Below are 17,532 nucleotides of genomic sequence, written 5' to 3' on the forward strand. Positions count from 1 at the left end.
TTATTTCTCCTGTTCCAGATACGGTGCAAAAGACGAGCTATAACGGCTACTAAAACCGTTTTCGGTCTTCTCTATTAGGTAAACTGGAATATCTAATTGTTCCGCAAGTTCGATAGTTTTATCACCACCGAGTACAGAGAAAGCGGTTGCCATCGCATCAGCAAATGCGCAGGAAGGATCAAGTACCGTGACCGACGCAAGATTATGAGTGATAGGCCTACCGGTACGTGGATCAATGGTGTGGGAATAGCGCACCCCATTTTCTTCAAAGTAGTTGCGATAATCACCCGAGGTCGCCACACCGATATTTCCGAGCAAAATGGGCGTCGTTTTATCCACCTCTAAATCAGGGCTTTCAACACCTATACGCCATTGATCTCCCCGAGGACTTAGACCGGCGACCCGCATCTCACCACCAATCTCGACTAAATAATCAGTGCTACCCAAGGATTCAAGCCACAGCGCAACCGCGTCTACCCCATAGCCTTTCGCGATAGCCGAAAGATCAATACGCAGCGGCGCGCCTTTCTTTATTTTATGGTCTGCCATATCGAGCTCGATACGGTCAAAACCAACTTCTTCTAAGGCTTTATTCAGGGCCTCCTCGCTAGGTTTGCCCTCATGTTTCTCTGGCCCGAAACCCCACAAATCTACCAGCGGCCCAACCGTGACATCAAATGCACCATTGCTCAGCCAACTCACCTCAACCGCCATGACTAAAATATCAAACAACATTGGCGTGAGCTGACGCCATTCGCCCGCCGGCATTGTGTTTAATTGGCTAAGCTCAGAATTGGAAATATAAGTGGAGGCAATTTGATTAAATGCAGCAAGACGCTTGTCTAACGCTTCTTTTAAAGATTGCTCAGTCCACTCCCCCGCGGGGTTGCGAACCGTGATGTGATAGGTCGTGCCCATTGTCATGCCGCTAAGACGCAAAAATTCCTGCGGCGCGGGAGAACAGCCACTCAAAAACAATAAAAGCAGCACTAAGGCTGCTTTTATATTGTGCTGAATAAACTTACCCACCGAAGTCATCGAGGAGGATATTGTCTGATTCAACACCAAGGTCTTCCAGCATTTTAATGACTGCTGAGTTCATCATTGGCGGCCCGCACATATAGAATTCACAATCTTCCGGTGCTGGGTGATCCTTCAAGTAGTTTTCGTAAAGTACTTGATGGATAAAGCCAGTTTTACCCGTCCAATTGTCTTCCGGTTGCGGATCTGACAATGCCAAATGCCATTCGAAATTGTCATTCTCAGCGGCCAACTTGTCATATTCATCCACGTAGAAGGCTTCGCGCATAGAACGCGCACCGTACCAGAAGCTAATTTTCCGCTTTGAACCAAGACGTTTCAGCTGATCAAAAATATGCGAGCGCATAGGGGCCATACCAGCACCGCCGCCCACAAACACCATTTCAGCGTCAGTATCTTTCGCAAAGAACTCACCAAACGGGCCGTAAACTTTAACTTTATCACCAGGCTTAAGATTAAATACCCACGAAGACATCTGCCCTGGGGTTAAAGCCAAATTGTTTGGTGGTGGCGTCGCGGCACGGATATTGAATTTAACAATACCGCGCTCTTCTGGATAGTTGGCCATTGAGTAAGCGCGGATAACGGTTTCTTCCACCTTAGACTCAACATTCAAGAAGCCAAAACGTTCCCAGTCAGCTTTGTATTCATCAGGAATATCAAAATCTGAATACTTCACATGGTGCGGTGGGCACTCTAGCTGAACATAACCACCGGCGCGAAAGTTTACATTTTCGCCCTCTGGCAATTTTAAGGTCAGCTCTTTGATAAACGTCGCCACATTGGGGTTGGACTCAACGGTACACTCCCACTGCTTAACGCCGAACACGTCTTCAGGCACTTCAATTTTCATGTCCTGCTTAACCGGAGTCTGGCAGGATAAACGCCAGCCTTCACGGGCTTCACGAGGACTAAAATGCGCTTCTTCGGTGGCCAACATAGAACCGCCACCATCGTTAACAATACACTTACACTGTGCGCAACTGCCGCCACCACCACAGGCAGAGGCTAAAAATACACCCTGCCCAGAAAGGGTGTTCAGCAATTTATCGCCTGCAGGAACGGTGATGGTTTTCTCACCATTGATCTCAATTGTGACATTACCGCTGCTCACCAAGCGCGAGCGTGCAAATAAGATAATGCATACCAGTGCGAGCACTATCGCGGTAAACATCGTCACACCGAGAATAACTACTGTATTCATTACAAGGTCTCCAGTTCGTCTCGGTTAAAGATCAATGCCGCCAAAGGACATAAAGCCTAAGGACATCAAACCAACAGTAATAAAAGTAATACCCAAGCCACGTAAGCCTTCTGGTACATCACTGTACTTCAACTTTTCACGAATACCTGCCAAGGCCATAATCGCTAAGGCCCAGCCAGTACCCGCGCCAGCGCCGTATACCACCGACTCAGAGAAATTGTAATCGCGCTCTACCATGAATAATGAGCCACCCATAATCGCGCAGTTAACAGTAATCAAAGGAAGGAATACGCCCAGTGCGTTGTATAGCGCAGGCACGTATTTATCTAAAACCATTTCCATGATTTGAACGATAGCTGCGATTACACCGATATAGCTCAACAAGCCTAAAAAGCTTAAATCCACATCGGGATAGCCGGCCCAAGCCAACGCGCCTTCGCGCAACAGGTGGTTATAAATCAAACTATTGACCGGCACAGTGAGGGCCATTACCACAATCACTGCGATCCCTAAGCCAATTGCGGCCTGTACTTTTTTAGATATTGCCAAAAAAGTACACATACCCAAGAAGAAGCTTAGCGCCATATTTTCAATAAATACCGAGCGCACAAACAAGCTAATATAATGTTCCATTAAAAAGCCTCCTTAACACTGCGGGTATTTTTGGTGATTTTGAATTCGGCTTTTTCAACTTGATCTTTTTTCACCGAGCGTACGATCCAGATAAAAATGCCAATCAAAAAGAAAGCGCTGGGCGGCAGTAATAAAAGTCCGTTTGGAACATACCAGCCACCGTCAGTGATAAGCGGCAATATTTCGTAACCAAGCAACTTACCAGAGCCAAATAACTCCCTAACCACCGCAACACTAATGAGCACCACACTGTAACCCAAGCCGTTACCGATACCGTCTACAAAGCTTGCCAACGGCGGGTTTTTCATTGCGAAACCTTCCGCGCGCCCCATAACTATACAGTTGGTGATGATCAAGCCAACAAATACCGATAACTGCTTACTAATTGCAAAGGCATACGCTTTTAGCAATTGATCGACCACAATTACCAGCGAGGCAATAATTACCATCTGTACAATAATACGAATACTGCCAGGTATTTGGTTGCGAATAAGCGATACCGCAAGGCTAGAAAATGCGGTAACCAAGGTCACCGAGATACACATTACCAGCGTTACTTTAAGGCTAGACGTCACCGCCAGCGCAGAACAAATACCGAGTATTTGTAGTGCAATAGGGTTATTTTGAATAATCGGCTTAGTTAAAGCGTCTCTCATTGTAGACATGCCTATGCCTCCCCTGAGCGCAAATTGTTTAAGAACTGTTGGTAACCCAGCTCACCCATCCAGAACTGCAAAAGGTTGCTGACACCACGACTGGTTAATGTTGCACCTGATAGCGCGTCAACTTTATTCACTGCGCCTGGCGTTGATGAATCGACATTGCCTTTTATCAACTGAATTGCCACATCGCCATCAGCGTAAATTTCTTTACCTGGCCATATTGCTTTCCATTTCGGATTGTCGATTTCCCCACCTAGACCAGGTGTTTCACCATGTTGGTAAAACCCAAGCCCCACTACCGTGTTGAAATCATTTTCTAACGCCAAAAAACCGTACAAAGTTGACCAAAGGCCATAACCGCGCACTGGCAATATTACTTTATCGAAATTACCCTCTTGGCCAATAAGATAAACCATCGCGTAATTTTCACGACGCTTAATCTTAGCGAGGTCATCTTCACCTAAAGCAATTGAAGTGTCGCTGTTTTTGGCAACCTTGGCTTGATCAAAGCTCTCTACAGAAACTTCATCTGTAAATTTGCCGGTACGCAAATCAACTATCTTGGTTGTTACTTGCTCAAACTGAGCCTCAACACTTTCACCCGGCACTAGCATACCCGCTGCGGCTAAAATATTTGCCTTGCGGTCCAGCGCCTTGTTCACTACTTGAGCAGGTTTAAGCATTACTGCTGCGCTGGAAACTACCAGCGCGCACACGATACAGAGAACGACAGCTACCAGCAGTGTTCTTTGTGTACTGTCGTTATTAGCCACGTGCCAACCTCCGCTTGATATTTGCCTGCACCACAAAGTGATCGATTAGGGGAGCGAATAAATTGGCAAACAAAATTGCCAGCATCATGCCCTCTGGGAAGGCTGGGTTCACAACACGAATCAAGACCACCATAACGCCGATCAATGCACCATAAACCCATTTACCGGTATTCGTCATAGACGCCGATACCGGATCAGTCGCCATAAACATCATGCCGAAGGCGAAGCCACCCAACACCAAATGCCAATGCCAAGGCATCGCCATCATCAAGTTGCTGCCACTGTCCACTGAATTAAATAAGGTTGTGAGCGCGAACATCCCGATTAACACACCGGCAACGATACGCCACGACGCGATACCCGTCCAAAGCAAAACAGCGCCACCAATTAAGATTGCCAGCGTTGACACTTCACCCATTGAGCCGTGCATATTACCGATGAAGGCATCCATCCACGTCATCTGCTCTTGAAGCACTGCCAAACCATCGCTTGCGACGACTGACAGAGGGGTTGCACCGGTAAAACCGTCCACCGCTGTCCACACTGCATCGCCAGACATTTGCGCTGGGTAAGCAAAGAACAGGAAGGCGCGACCAGCCAATGCTGGGTTTAAGAAGTTTTTGCCGGTTCCGCCAAATACTTCTTTACCGATTACCACACCGAAGCTGATACCCAAGGCGACTTGCCACAAAGGAATACTTGGCGGGCAAATCAAAGCGAACAATATAGAAGTAACAAAGAAGCCTTCGTTTACTTCATGGCCGCGCTTCATGGCAAACAATACTTCCCAGAAGCCACCTACCACGAAGGTTACGGCGTAAACCGGAATGAAATACCAGAAGCCGTGCCAAAAATTATCCCAAATGCTGGTCGGATCGTAACCCGCCATCATTGAAATCATCACATGACGCCAGCCCTCGCCGGCGGCAAGTCCGGTGTCGAGCATGATCTGGTTAGCTTGGAAGCCGATATTCCACATGCCGTAGAACATCGCCGGAAACGCGCAAAACCACACGGTGATCATAATCCGCTTAAGATCGACACCATCACGCACGTGGGCGTTGGATTTGGTTACAGACGATGGCGAATAAAAAATAGTGTCTGCCGCTTCGTAAAGCGCATACCATTTTTCAAAACGACCGCCCTTCTCAAAATGCGGCTCGATATCATCGAGAAATTTTCTCAGCCCCATGACTTAACCCTCTTTCTCTATGCGGCTTAAATTGTCGCGAAGGATCGGGCCGTACTCATATTTGCCGGGGCAAACATAGGTGCATAGCGCGAGGTCTTCCTCGTCCAACTCTAAACAACCCAAGGATTGTGCAACTTGGGTATCACCAACAATTAATGAACGCAGTAACTGGGTAGGTAAAATATCCAAGGGCATTACTTTTTCGTAAACGCCAATTGGCACCATCGCACGCTCACTACCATTAGTATTAGTAGTGTAAGGAATGCGTTTTTTGAAAAACTGCGACAAGTAAATACGTAGCGATGAGTGCTTGTTCACACCAGGTGACAACCAACCCATAAAGTCGCGCTGATTACCTTCCGCCAACACAGTTACTTGATTGTGATAACGACCAAGAAATGCTGTTGCGCCCCGAGCAGTTCGACCGCCAAGTACTGAACCAGAAATCACACGATTATTACCAGGAGCAACTTGGCCGGCACAAAGCTCATCAAGGCTGACGCCTAAACGGGTTTCTATTAAACGAGGGTTTTCTACCTGCGGCCCTGCCAGCGATACCACTCTAGTTGTATAGAGTTTGCCGGTGGTAAATAGCTTGCCGATAGCGATTACATCCTGGTAACCAATAGACCAAACCACCTTGCTTGCACTAGCACCTTCCAAGAAATGGATATGGGTACCAGCCAAACCTGCCGGATGTACGCCGCCGAATTCAGCTACATGCAATTGATCATTATCGAGACTAGGCACTGAGCTATTCGGTGCCACACACAAATGTACTTTACCGCTAGTTAAACGGCACAGCAGTTCAAGGCCATTTGTGAAGTCTTCTTCAGAGCGAGAAATAATCGGGGCTGGGTCAGCAGCGAGGGGATGGGTATCAATCGCTGTAACAAATATTGCTGCGGGGCTGCTACCAATCGCCGGAACTCGGCTAAATGGGCGCGCGCGAAGCGATGTCCACAAACCAGATTCAACAAGATTTTCGGTAACCTGCTCAGCACTTAGTTTGGGCAGCTCAGATGCATCGTACTTGGTAAAACCTTCGTACTCATCATCTTCAACATCAATGACTACCGACTGCAACACCCGCTTTTCTCCGCGATTAATCGCAGAGACAAGACCCGTCGCCGGCGCGGTGTAGCGCACGCCTTCATTCTTCTTGTCGGTAAATAGTAGTTGGCCGGTTTTGACACGATCACCGGTTTTTACCGCCATAGTTGGCTTCATACCGTTGTAATCGAAGCCGACCACCGCGACCGAGCGAACTTTTGAGCCAGGCTCAATACGCTGATCGGGCAAACCCGAAATGGGTAAGTCAAGACCCCTGGTAATTTTGATCATAAGGTTGCCTAACACTCTTATGGTTAAACGCGAAATTGCAAATCTGCGTAAACGGGGCGCGAAAGCACTCCGGAAATTATGCGCTTGCTGATGTTACAGCCACGCATTAAAAAAACTGCGGCAAGTATAAAGACTCACCGATCCGCTTGCTACAGCAAGACCTACGATAAAGGCCAAGTTCGCAAACAATTACGGCCAAGCCAGTTTAAATACGCTTAAACTGGCCCCTCCCTCTTAATCTTGAGGATATACCGCGTATTCCACTCCAGCCATCTGCTCTAGAATTCTATGTACTTGGCAGCTATAGCCGAACTCATTGTCATACCAGCAGTACAAAACAGCCGTTTTACCGTTGACGATAGTTGCTTCGCTATCAAACACACAGGCATGGCGCGAACCAACAAAATCGCTAGATACAACTTCCGGCGAATTTGAGTAGTCGATCTGCTTGCGCAGCGGCGAGTGCAATGCCACCCGACGCATAAACTCATTCAACTCTTCTGTACTGGTTTCAGTTTTAAGATTGAGTTTTAAAATCGCCAAGGACACATTTGGCGTGGGAACACGAATCGCATTACCGCTGAGCTTGCCAAGTAGCTGTGGCAATACTTTACCCACCGCCTTGGCCGCACCGGTCTCTGATATAACCATATTCAATGGTGCACTGCGGCCACGACGATCACCCTTGTGATAATTATCAATCAAGTTCTGATCATTGGTATAAGAGTGGACGGTCTCGATATGACCACCCTCAACACCAAACTTGTCATCCAACACTTTTAGCGGAGGTGCAATAGCATTGGTAGTACAGCTTGCCGCCGAAATAATAGTGTCAGTCGGCAAAATTTCATGGCTGTTTACACCATGAACGATATTTTTCATATCGCCTTTACCCGGTGCGGTCAAAATGACCTTTGAAATACCTGGGCAAGCTAGGTGGGTAGACAAACCCTCGGCGTCACGCCACTTACCGGTGTTATCCACCAGAATAGCGTCGTTAATACCATACTGGGTGTAATCAACCTCTGAGGGCGAATTAGAGTAAATAATCTTAACTTCAACACCGTTAGCCACAAAGGACTGACGATCTTCGTCAACCCGAATCGTACCGTTGAACGGGCCGTGAACAGAATCGCGACGCAGCAAGCTAACACGCTTAACCAAATCGTTTTCAGCGCCACCATGGCGAACAACAACCGCTTTAAGGCGCAGGTTTTCACCGCCGCCTGCCTTTTCGATTAACAAACGCGCCACTAAGCGGCCGATACGACCAAAGCCATAAAGCACGACATCACGAGCTGGGCGAACTGGCTCTTTTGAGCCGCCGATTAAGCCCGCGACTTGACCGCGCACAAATTCTTCTACTGACTGTCCGGCAGGCTTGCCGGTTTCTTCGTAAGCAACAGCAATACGCCCAGCATCAATATGTGCTGTGCCAAGATCTAAGGTTGCTAAGGCTTGAATAACAGGGAAGGTTTCAAACTCTGACATTTCGTTTTGTTCTACCTGACGGACAAAACGATGAGCTTGCATGATATCTAGAACAGAAAGGTTTACGAGATTCTTTCCATAGATGTAGGTCTTAACGTTGTTGGTACGGTACAACTTACCAATTAGGGGAATCATCCCCTCTGCCAATGCTTCGCGCTCTTTCCAATCAGCGAAGTAATCATCAGGACGCTCACGTCTTCTTTCAGTCACGGTAGATACCCTTTGCTTACGGGGAGAAATTTGAGCGCGTATTATCTTTATTACTGACCTTGAGTTCAACTGCTCAAGCCATTTGAAGCAATGTAATAACTACCACTTGCGGGTTACAATGGCGCATTTACCTCTTACAAGAAGCAGAATCTAGACTGTGATCGAACTACCCGCCATCGTAAAACCACCCAAGGGCGGCGCCCTTCACTGGGGCGGCATTCCCGCTGCCAGTCGCGGCTTACTGGCCGCAAAGCTAGCAAATTCGCTGGATGCGCCCGTTTTACTACTGACTGCAGACACCGCCTCGGCCTACCAACTGGAGCAAAGTCTTCGCTTCTTTGCCGACGGTCTACCGGTTCGCTTGCTCCCCGACTGGGAAACTTTACCCTACGATAACTTTTCACCACATGAAGACATTATTTCTGAACGCCTGCGAACTTTAAGTGAGCTAACGACCATGCGTCGCGGCATTTTAGTCGCACCAATTAGCACATTAATGCATCGCATTGCCCCGCCAGACTATGTCAGCAAGCACAGCCTATTACTCGATATCGGCCAAACCCTCGACATAGACACCTTTCGTCAGCAGTTAGAAAAAAGTGGCTACCGACACGTCGACACCGTATACCAACATGGTGAATACGCCAGCCGTGGCGCGATTATTGATATTTTCCCCATGGGAAGCGAGCTACCTTACCGTATCGACCTACTCGATGAAGAAATTGACAGTCTGCGCAGCTTCGACCCCGAAACCCAGCGCGGCATAGACTCGGTGAAGCAAATCCGACTCTTGCCAGGTAAAGAGCTCCCCATTGATGAAGACGGCATTGCCCTCTTCCGCCGCCATTGGCATGAAAGCTTTAATGTCGATCACCGTAAATGTCCGATTTACCAAGATGTTAGCGACGGCATCGCACCAGCGGGTATTGAATACTATTTACCGCTGTTCTTTGAAAAGACCGGCACCTTGTTCGATTACCTCCCCAGCAATAGCTGGCTGCTTACCAATGCGGGCATAGAGGGAGCAGCGGAGCATTACTGGCATGATATTCAGCAACGCTATGAGCAGCGTATTGGCGACATCCGCAGACCCGTGCTTCCACCGGCAACGGTATTTCAGCCAGTTCCGGAAATTTTTGCGCGCCTAAAAGATTACCCACGGGTCACAATTGCGGAGTCACCACTACCAGAGGGGGCTGCTGGCTATAATTTTACTATTGCTAACTCCCCTGCATTAACCGTAGACAGCAAGCAAGACGACCCCATTGCGGCATTGAGAATTTATTGCCGTGGCCGCCGCGTACTTTTTTGTGCGGAATCTGCTGGCCGCCGCGAAGCCCTTATCGACCTATTAGGGCGACACAAACTCAAGGCCAAACCCGTCGCCGACTGGCACGAGTTCACCACCGGCGCCGATCCCATTAATATTACCGTCGCACCGCTCGACGAAGGTATTTCAGCGAACGCACCCCACCCCTTCGCTCTAATTGCCGAATCCCAATTATTTGGTAAGCGGGTTTCACAAAGCAGACGACGTAAAAAAGCCACCAATACCGCAGAAAACGTGGTTAAAAATCTGGCCGAACTCAGGGTTGGCGCGCCGGTAGTCCACGCGGATCACGGCGTCGGCCGCTACCTTGGCCTACAAACCCTAAACATCGACAATCAAGCCAATGAGTTTCTAAGCCTTGAGTATGCCGATGGCGCCAAATTATATGTTCCAGTCACCTCACTCCAGCTGATTAGTCGCTATAGCGGCGCCGATGATGAGCTTGCGCCACTACATCGCTTGGGCACCGACCAATGGAACAAGGCAAAGCGCAAGGCCGCTGAAAAAATCCGCGATGTCGCCGCCGAACTGCTTGACATTTACGCCCGCCGCGAAGCCCGCCAAGGTCGCTCCTTTGAGTTAAGTGACGAAGACTATTACGAGTTTGCCAACGCCTTTCCCTTTGAGGAAACCCCTGACCAACAAACCGCGATCGAAGCCGTTATTGCTGATTTAAAATCCATCAAGCCAATGGATCGCTTAGTGTGTGGCGACGTTGGCTTTGGTAAAACCGAAGTAGCAGTAAGAGCCGCTTTTGTCGCCGTTCAAAACAACACACAAGTCGCCATATTAGTACCCACAACTCTGCTCGCCCAGCAACACTTTGAATCCTTCCGCGATCGCTTTGCCGAGTTGCCAGTAAACATAGAAGTGCTGTCACGCTTTCGCAGCGCTGCAGAACAAAAATCGGTTGTCGCAGATTTAGAAGCAGGAAAAGTCGATATTTTAATCGGCACTCATAAGCTGCTCGGCAATGAGATTGTTTATAAAAATCTCGGCTTGGTGATCATCGACGAAGAACATCGCTTTGGCGTAAGGCAAAAAGAAGCCCTCAAAAATATTCGCGCCGAAGTCGATGTGCTCACCCTCACCGCCACCCCAATTCCGCGCACCTTAAATATGTCAATGGCGGGTATTCGCGACCTATCGATTATCGCCACCCCTCCTGCACGGAGATTATCGGTAAAAACCTTTGTTCGGGAATCTGACCCCGCCTTGATAAAGGAGTCGATACTTCGCGAAATTTTGCGCGGCGGTCAGGTTTACTATTTACACAATGAAGTAAAAACCATTGAAAAAACTGCGCGGGATTTACAAGAAATGATCCCCGAGCTGCGCATCGGTATTGGACACGGCCAAATGCGCGAGCGTGAACTCGAACAAGTAATGAGCGATTTTTACCATAAACGCCACAATGTATTGGTGTGCTCAACGATTATTGAAACTGGGATCGACGTGCCCAATGCCAACACCATTATTATTGATCGCGCCGACAAATTTGGCTTAGCGCAGCTCCACCAATTACGAGGCCGAGTCGGTCGCTCCCACCACCAAGCCTATGCCTACCTGCTAACGCCGCCGGCTAAACAATTAACCGGCGATGCAGAAAAGCGTCTAAACGCCATTAGCGAGGCTGACGACCTCGGCGCAGGCTTCACCCTGGCCACTCAAGACATGGAGATTCGCGGCGCAGGCGAGCTGCTAGGTGAAGGCCAAAGCGGGCAGATACATACCATCGGTTTTACACTTTATATGGACATGCTAGACCGAGCTGTTCAAGCCATTAAAGCCGGCAAGAAAATCAATCTTGAGCGCAGCGACGACGACCATATTGAAATCAATCTGCGCCTACCAGCGCTGATTCCCGACGACTATTTGCCCGATGTGCAAAGCCGCCTGATGCTCTATAAACGTATTGCCGGTGCCGCCGACAGCGACGCATTGCGCGAACTGCAAATAGAAATGATAGACCGCTTTGGCCTACTCCCCAATCAAGTAAAAAACTTATTCCGCTGCGGCGAATTACGTCTGCAAGCACTGAAGTTAGGTCTGAGCAAAATTGAGGCCTCGGCCATCTCTGGCCGCATTGAATTTGCCGAAGATACCCAAGTGAATCCTTTAAATTTAGTGCAGCTAGTGCAATCAGCCCCAGCCACCTACCAACTCGACGGGGCTACCGCGCTAAAATTTAAGCAGCCGATGGAAGAGCCCTTGCAGCGTTTTGAATTTATTGAATCTTTATTGGCAAAACTGGCGCCCGCTCCCCAGAACTGAGATAGTTTGCATTAGCATATAGACAGTCACCCTGTGACATGAAAACAAAGAGACATTGCGATATGAACACAGCGAATCGACGACATTCTTACTGTCGCCCAATCACCGGCTTACTTGCGTTTTTACTGCTAACTTTTAGTAGTTTTGCGCTAAGCCAAAACGACAATCGTTTTCACATCGATCTCGTCGTATTCGCTAATAATGATCAGTCCAGCCGTTACGAAGAAGACTGGCCAGATAACCTCCACCTCCGTTACCCCCGCAACTGGACACGTATTTACAATAGCGGCACCACGCTGCAAAAAGTTGACTACATGGACCCAGAATTTGAGCAAACCCTTAAATCTCTGCGCCTGTCGTCGCGCTATAAACCCCTGCTTCAAGCAAGCTGGCAGCAAGATTTAACATCGCGTAAAAGATCGCCTGCCATTTTAATTCAAGGCGGAAAGCAATACGGCAACCATTACGAGCTGGAAGGCTATATTCGCGTGGCTGTAGAGCGCTATCTACACGTAGATACCAATTTATGGTTGAGCAGCTTTGGGAGTCGTGGCGGTAATTACTATCTCCCACGCCAGCCATTAAGCTTTGACGAACCGGAAGAACTACCCAGCCCAGCTAGCGACAGCCCAGAGTACGCGGAATTTTTAAAACAAAATCCAGGCTATACGCCGCAAGCTGTCCAAGCAAAAGCCGAGGCAGAGAGTCGCGGCGACTACCCGATTGATCAAATAGTCGTGATGAAACAACAGCGACGGATGCGTAGTGACGAATTACACTTCATTGATCACCCTAGATTCGGCGTGATCATCAAAATAAGTAAAATAAAAGAAGGCACTGGCGTCACAGAAGCAAGTGCAGAAAACGCGGCTCAATAAGCCGCGATACAATGCGCTAAAATAGATTTCACCTGCAGCATGCCAGTATCAATCACGGTCTGAATATCTTCCATAGTGATAATATTATCACTCAGACCGGCCCCGGGATTTACCACCAGCGCGATAGACGCATATTCAATGCCCGCTTCGCGAGCCAAACTCGCTTCGGGCATTGCAGTCATGCCTACAATGTCATTGCCATCACGTGCCAAGCGGCTTATTTCTGACGCCGTTTCTAATCTCGGCCCCTGCGTTACGGCATACACGCCATAATCCTCAAATGCGATATCGGCATCTACCGCTGCATTCGCGAGCCGCGAGCGTAAATCTTGGCTATAGGGATAACTAAAATCAATATGCTCGACTTTACCGTTGCTGCCATCAAAAAAGGTATGTTCACGCCCCCAAGTGTAATCATTGATTTGATTGGGAATGGCGATAACCCCCGTCACAAACCGCTCACTTATCCCCCCAACGGCGTTCACCGCCACCAGTGCATCAACGCCCGCTCTTTTTAATGCGTCGATATTTGCGCGATAGTTAATCGCGTGCGGCGGAATTTGATGGCCCTTACCATGCCGCGCCAAAAACAAAAACTCTGCACCCTCGTAACGAATTCGCTGTAAAAGTGCACTAGGCGCGCCATACGGCGTCTCGACAGCTGTCTCATCAAGCACTTCTGCGCCAGGCCAATCACACAAACCGGTACCACCAATCACTGCTATGGTTTTACTCATTTACTTACTGCTCCGTTTTGCGCTCTTGCGCTGTCTCGATAGAAATTGGATCGAGCTTCACCGTGGTTGTCGGGAACGCGACATCCGCGCCCAAGCCATGAATAATGTCGAGGATTTTCAGCAACACATCCTGCTTAATAGCGTGGTATTCAACCCAGTTTGTAGTCTTGGTAAAGGTGTACACAAAGAAATCCAAGGACGAAGCATTGTACTGATTAAAGTTAACAATCAGCGTCTTCCCTAAATCAATATCAGTGTGATCCTCTAACATTGCCCGCACTTGGCGAATAATATCGGGGAGAACTGCCGCATCTTCATAGCGCACACCAATCGTTTCATAAATTCGACGATTCAACATCCGCGAAGGGTTTTCGACTGAAATCTGCGAAAAGGTCGCATTAGGTACATAGAGTGGCCGCTGATCAAACGTCCGTATCCGCGTTTGCCGCCAACCGATATTTTCAACCGTTCCCTCTATATTTTTATCCGGCGAGCGCACCCAATCGCCTACCGAAAATGGCCGATCTAAATACACCATCAAGCCACCAAAAAAATTGGCTAATAAATCCTTGGCGGCAAAACCAACCGCAATACCGCCAATACCGCCAAAGGCCAACACCCCAGAAATACTGTAACCAAGGTTTTGCAAAACCATCAATGCCGACACAATAATAATGGCTGAACGTACCAACTTACCCAGCGCCATGACGGTGGTCTGGTCTATGGGCTCATCTTTTACGCTGTATTCATCCGACAATAGGCGCAGCTCTACCTGCCTCACCAAAGACACCAAAAACCAAGCCAAAATCAGCACCACGCCCACTGCTCGCAGTGAATCTAAGGCTGAAAATACCTCTGCCTCGCTGGACTGAGCAATCACCTCTAAGACATGACTGCCACCAACAGCCCAAATCATCAGCAATGCGGGGCGGCGGGCAGCCTCCAGCAAGGCGTCGTCCCACAAATTATGGGTTTTCTCAAACTTTTTGCCCAAATGCGCAATCAGCCTACCAAGCACTAAATTCAAGCCGAGTAAAATGAGCACCAATACAAAAACATCACCTAACCACGGATATTCCGCAGGTTGAAAATCTGTCCACCACTGCTTAAGCATCGGGGCCCCTCAACTTATTTCTATACAATTTCATTTCTAAACCCTGCGCGCTTAGATAAATGCACCATAAAAAACCAAAGTAAAACTGCTAAGTAAGATCAATAAAATTGTCTATGCAGCTGAATATAAAGCTAATTGTATTAAAGAGCGACGTAAAACCCCAGCTCGGATCTCTCAGCACTGCGAAAAATACCTACTAGACAGCGGTTTCTTAAGTGTTAGTTTGGGAAGCGTAGATCAACCGAGGCGGAAATCATGGCAGCAATAAGACCCCAAATTGGTTATTGGTACAAAGACATCGAGTCTGGCCAATTATTCGAAGTAGTTGCAGTAGATGACGACAGCGACTCTGTAGAAGCTCAGCTAATAGACGGCGAACTCTGTCAATACGATATGGACAGTTGGGATCAGCTTAGCTTAGAGATGATCGAAGAACCTGAAGATTGGCGAAACGCCTTTGAATTAAGCGACGACGACTATCGATTCCTAGACGACACAATGGTTCCCGAAAGCTGGAATCCACTTTCGGAAATTGAGTCAGACATTATAAATGGGATCATCGACGAGTATTAAGCCCTGTGCAAACCGCCGCTACAGCAAGCGCACACCCTGCTCTGCAGCGCACAGCCAGCTATTTCTCCTAACCTGCTAGCGCAGGTTTTTTTGTTTCTGAACGCTCTCATTTCCAATATTCAATTAGGCTATTGCGATTCACATCGTACTGTATATAATAACAGTTACTGTATAAGTAACCAGATGCCAAAATTATGGAAAAGCTGACCGCTAGACAAAGTGAAGTCCTGCAATTGATCAAAGATCATATCGGTGAAACTGGGTATCCACCAACCAGGGCAGACATCGCCAGAGAGCTTGGCTTTAAGTCTCCCAATGCTGCAGAAGAGCACCTGAAAGCGCTGGCAAGAAAAGGCGCTATCGAAATCATTGCCGGTGCATCTCGCGGCATTCGCTTACCCGAATCTCTTGGCATCCCCATTATTGGCCGCGTCGCCGCCGGTAGCCCTATTCTCGCTGAAGCGCATATAGAAGATTACTGCGATATGCCCGCCGCAATTTTTTCTCCCAGCGCTGACTATTTCCTCAGAGTTAAGGGCGACAGCATGATAAATGCTGGGATTTTCGACGACGACTTACTAGCGGTACATCGCACAACTGCGGTACGCAACGGGCAAATCGTCGTTGCAAGAATCGGTGATGAAGTCACAGTAAAACGTTTTCAGCAGCAAAAAAGTAAATTCCATATTTCTTTACTTGCTGAAAACCCAGATTACGCACCCATTGAAGTGGACCTAAGAGAGCAAGAATTTGCGATTGAAGGTTTAAGTGTTGGTGTTTTACGGCGCGGGAGCTAAATATTATGTCTTGTCTAGAACAAATGCCCTTACATTACAGCCCAGCACCGTCTTTAAACCGCGGGACTGTCACCGAGATTACTATGCGTAGCGACGCGCATTTATCTCGCCCCATGCTTGCCGCCATGATGATCGAACTCAGTAGCAATGCCGATCAGCGCTGGCTTTGCTGGGTCGCAGACAGGCCTTTAAAACCGTTATTAAACGCTGAATCGCACCAGCACGACCGTAAAATATTACAGGTTGTGTCAAACACCAAGCGAGACTTAAGTGAAATTGCGATAAGAGCTCTTGAACGCGGCAAAAGCCATACTGTTGCGGTATTACTAGAAAGACCTCTCAGAGACGATGAACGAGAAGCCTTAGAGCTTGCAGCGCTTGCTGGTTCAGCAGAGTGCCTTGTTATTTTTATGCAGCCTTAGCGCTATTAAACGCTTTTAGTGGACGATTTTGGCGTCAGGCTCAAGATCGTCATCATCAATATCATCGTCAAAGCTGTCTTCCTCTACCGGCATCGCGGCAGCTTCAATACCCGCCTGTACCATTGCCCGCGCAACATCTAAAGCTGAGCCAGCAATATGCTCACGGGTTTCTTTCGAAAATTTGATCGTCACCAGCGGATTTTCATCACCTTCTGATCGCTGCAAGACTATATCGCCGTTCGCAAGCTCGACGAGTTCTAAATATGACAACACTAAAATATCCTTGATATAACTAAGGCCAACACGGCGTGTCTGGTAAATCTATTGTAGCAAACCCGCCTAGCCTCGCGCCAACGACTTCAATATTCCATCAACGTTGCTCGATGACGAGCAATCAAGGACTTTAATTCGGCAAGGCAGTCAGCATAATCCACGCTAGCGCGACGAGTGCTGCCGGCATCGCTGGCAATGACACCTGCGGGAGAGGCAGCGGCAGTTTGCAAAAAGGAATAATTAACTAATGAGCTGAGCCACGGCGAGTGTAGCTCCCGATCTGCCAGCTCAACTATTTCGGGCGGTAAATCCACTTCAACAAATGAGCGCGCATTAAACTGTCCCTGTGGCGCACTTATCCCGAATTTGGGCTGCTGCTCTAGCACATCAGCCAAATGGCACTGGTAAGCTAGCAAAAGCTGCAAAGTCAGCGACTCGGAGGTAGCCCGGTGAAAATGCCCACCCCACTCCTCCGAGTCCGCCGACCCGAGCTGTTTAAGATACTGCTCAGCAAAATAAATATGTAAATTGCACTGCCCGCGAAAGCTCTCTTTCATAATCACTCCAGCACCTTAGGCTGCTAC

Annotated in this window: 17 protein-coding genes; 5 read left to right on the plus strand and 12 right to left on the minus strand. The window is 48.3% G+C overall.

Translation table 11 applies throughout. The features are described 5' to 3' along the window. The 8 genes from C0068_RS07900 to C0068_RS07935 all read right to left on the minus strand — a co-directional run bounded on the left by C0068_RS07900 (window position 1) and on the right by C0068_RS07935 (window position 8,550). Window positions 1-1,065, minus strand: coding sequence for an FAD:protein FMN transferase (locus C0068_RS07900; RefSeq protein WP_233208770.1), 1,065 nt, complete (start codon window positions 1,063-1,065; stop codon window positions 1-3). After that, entirely contained in the window at window positions 1,022-2,245 is a 1,224-nt protein-coding gene (gene nqrF, locus C0068_RS07905; protein WP_103683950.1) for an NADH:ubiquinone reductase (Na(+)-transporting) subunit F, read from the minus strand. Before nqrF ends, C0068_RS07900 begins: the two co-directional genes overlap by 44 nt. A gap of 24 nt (window positions 2,246-2,269) precedes the next feature. After that, a complete protein-coding gene (nqrE, locus tag C0068_RS07910) occupies window positions 2,270-2,878 on the minus strand; it encodes an NADH:ubiquinone reductase (Na(+)-transporting) subunit E (RefSeq protein ID WP_103683951.1) in 609 nt (202 codons plus the stop codon). Beyond that, window positions 2,878-3,543 carry an NADH:ubiquinone reductase (Na(+)-transporting) subunit D gene (locus tag C0068_RS07915; protein WP_103683952.1) on the minus strand — a complete coding sequence of 222 codons (666 nt, stop codon included), beginning with the start codon at window positions 3,541-3,543 and terminating at the stop codon, window positions 2,878-2,880. The genes nqrE and C0068_RS07915 overlap by 1 nt, the downstream gene beginning before the upstream one ends. Before the next feature lie 2 nt (window positions 3,544-3,545). Continuing rightward, complete coding sequence (locus C0068_RS07920) at window positions 3,546-4,313, minus strand: Na(+)-translocating NADH-quinone reductase subunit C (RefSeq protein WP_103683953.1); 768 nt, start codon at window positions 4,311-4,313, stop codon at window positions 3,546-3,548. Continuing rightward, window positions 4,306-5,505, minus strand: coding sequence for an NADH:ubiquinone reductase (Na(+)-transporting) subunit B (locus tag C0068_RS07925; RefSeq protein WP_103683954.1), 1,200 nt, complete (start codon window positions 5,503-5,505; stop codon window positions 4,306-4,308). Before C0068_RS07925 ends, C0068_RS07920 begins: the two co-directional genes overlap by 8 nt. Before the next feature lie 3 nt (window positions 5,506-5,508). Next, a complete protein-coding gene (locus tag C0068_RS07930) occupies window positions 5,509-6,849 on the minus strand; it encodes a Na(+)-translocating NADH-quinone reductase subunit A (RefSeq protein ID WP_103683955.1) in 1,341 nt (446 codons plus the stop codon). Between the two features lie 234 nt (window positions 6,850-7,083). Next, window positions 7,084-8,550: a glyceraldehyde-3-phosphate dehydrogenase gene (locus C0068_RS07935; RefSeq protein ID WP_103683956.1), complete on the minus strand. Its 1,467-nt coding sequence runs from the start codon at window positions 8,548-8,550 to the stop codon at window positions 7,084-7,086. Window positions 8,551-8,707: 157 nt separating this feature from the next. Here C0068_RS07935 and mfd point away from each other — a divergent pair, with 157 nt between their 5' ends. Next, a complete protein-coding gene (gene mfd, locus C0068_RS07940) occupies window positions 8,708-12,154 on the plus strand; it encodes a transcription-repair coupling factor (protein ID WP_103683957.1) in 3,447 nt (1,148 codons plus the stop codon). Window positions 12,155-12,216: 62 nt separating this feature from the next. Next, window positions 12,217-13,032: a CsiV family protein gene (locus tag C0068_RS07945; RefSeq protein WP_158249939.1), complete on the plus strand. Its 816-nt coding sequence runs from the start codon at window positions 12,217-12,219 to the stop codon at window positions 13,030-13,032. On the opposite strand, the gene C0068_RS07950 is transcribed toward C0068_RS07945, so the two are convergent. Together C0068_RS07950 and C0068_RS07955 are read right to left on the minus strand one after the other, a co-directional pair. Continuing rightward, complete coding sequence (locus tag C0068_RS07950) at window positions 13,026-13,769, minus strand: S-methyl-5'-thioinosine phosphorylase (RefSeq protein ID WP_103683959.1); 744 nt, start codon at window positions 13,767-13,769, stop codon at window positions 13,026-13,028. The two genes, C0068_RS07945 and C0068_RS07950, sit on opposite strands and share 7 nt — an antisense overlap. A 4-nt stretch (window positions 13,770-13,773) precedes the next feature. Beyond that, window positions 13,774-14,883, minus strand: a complete 1,110-nt coding sequence (locus C0068_RS07955) for a mechanosensitive ion channel family protein (protein ID WP_103683960.1) — start codon at window positions 14,881-14,883, stop codon at window positions 13,774-13,776. A gap of 255 nt (window positions 14,884-15,138) precedes the next feature. Here C0068_RS07955 and C0068_RS07960 point away from each other — a divergent pair, with 255 nt between their 5' ends. The 3 genes from C0068_RS07960 (at window position 15,139) to C0068_RS07970 (ending at window position 16,675) form a co-directional block, all read left to right on the plus strand. Continuing rightward, window positions 15,139-15,456 carry a DUF6763 family protein gene (locus C0068_RS07960; protein ID WP_233208771.1) on the plus strand — a complete coding sequence of 106 codons (318 nt, stop codon included), beginning with the start codon at window positions 15,139-15,141 and terminating at the stop codon, window positions 15,454-15,456. 194 nt (window positions 15,457-15,650) lie between these two features. Further along, a complete protein-coding gene (lexA, locus tag C0068_RS07965) occupies window positions 15,651-16,253 on the plus strand; it encodes a transcriptional repressor LexA (protein ID WP_103683961.1) in 603 nt (200 codons plus the stop codon). Between the two features lie 5 nt (window positions 16,254-16,258). After that, window positions 16,259-16,675: a hypothetical protein gene (locus C0068_RS07970; protein WP_123182434.1), complete on the plus strand. Its 417-nt coding sequence runs from the start codon at window positions 16,259-16,261 to the stop codon at window positions 16,673-16,675. A gap of 15 nt (window positions 16,676-16,690) precedes the next feature. Here C0068_RS07970 and C0068_RS07975 read toward each other — a convergent pair whose 3' ends face one another. Both C0068_RS07975 and C0068_RS07980 read right to left on the minus strand, forming a co-directional pair. Then, on the minus strand, window positions 16,691-16,948 hold the full coding sequence (locus C0068_RS07975) for a hypothetical protein (protein ID WP_103683963.1): 258 nt from the start codon (window positions 16,946-16,948) through the stop codon (window positions 16,691-16,693). 86 nt (window positions 16,949-17,034) lie between these two features. Continuing rightward, the gene (locus C0068_RS07980) at window positions 17,035-17,505 is read right to left on the minus strand and encodes a DUF6586 family protein (protein WP_103683964.1); all 471 of its coding nucleotides are present in this window, start codon (window positions 17,503-17,505) and stop codon (window positions 17,035-17,037) included. Window positions 17,506-17,532 lie beyond the last annotated feature (27 nt).

This window comes from Zhongshania marina (assembly GCF_002915595.1).
GTDB classification, from domain to species: Bacteria; Pseudomonadota; Gammaproteobacteria; order Pseudomonadales; family Spongiibacteraceae; genus Spongiibacter; species Spongiibacter marinus_B.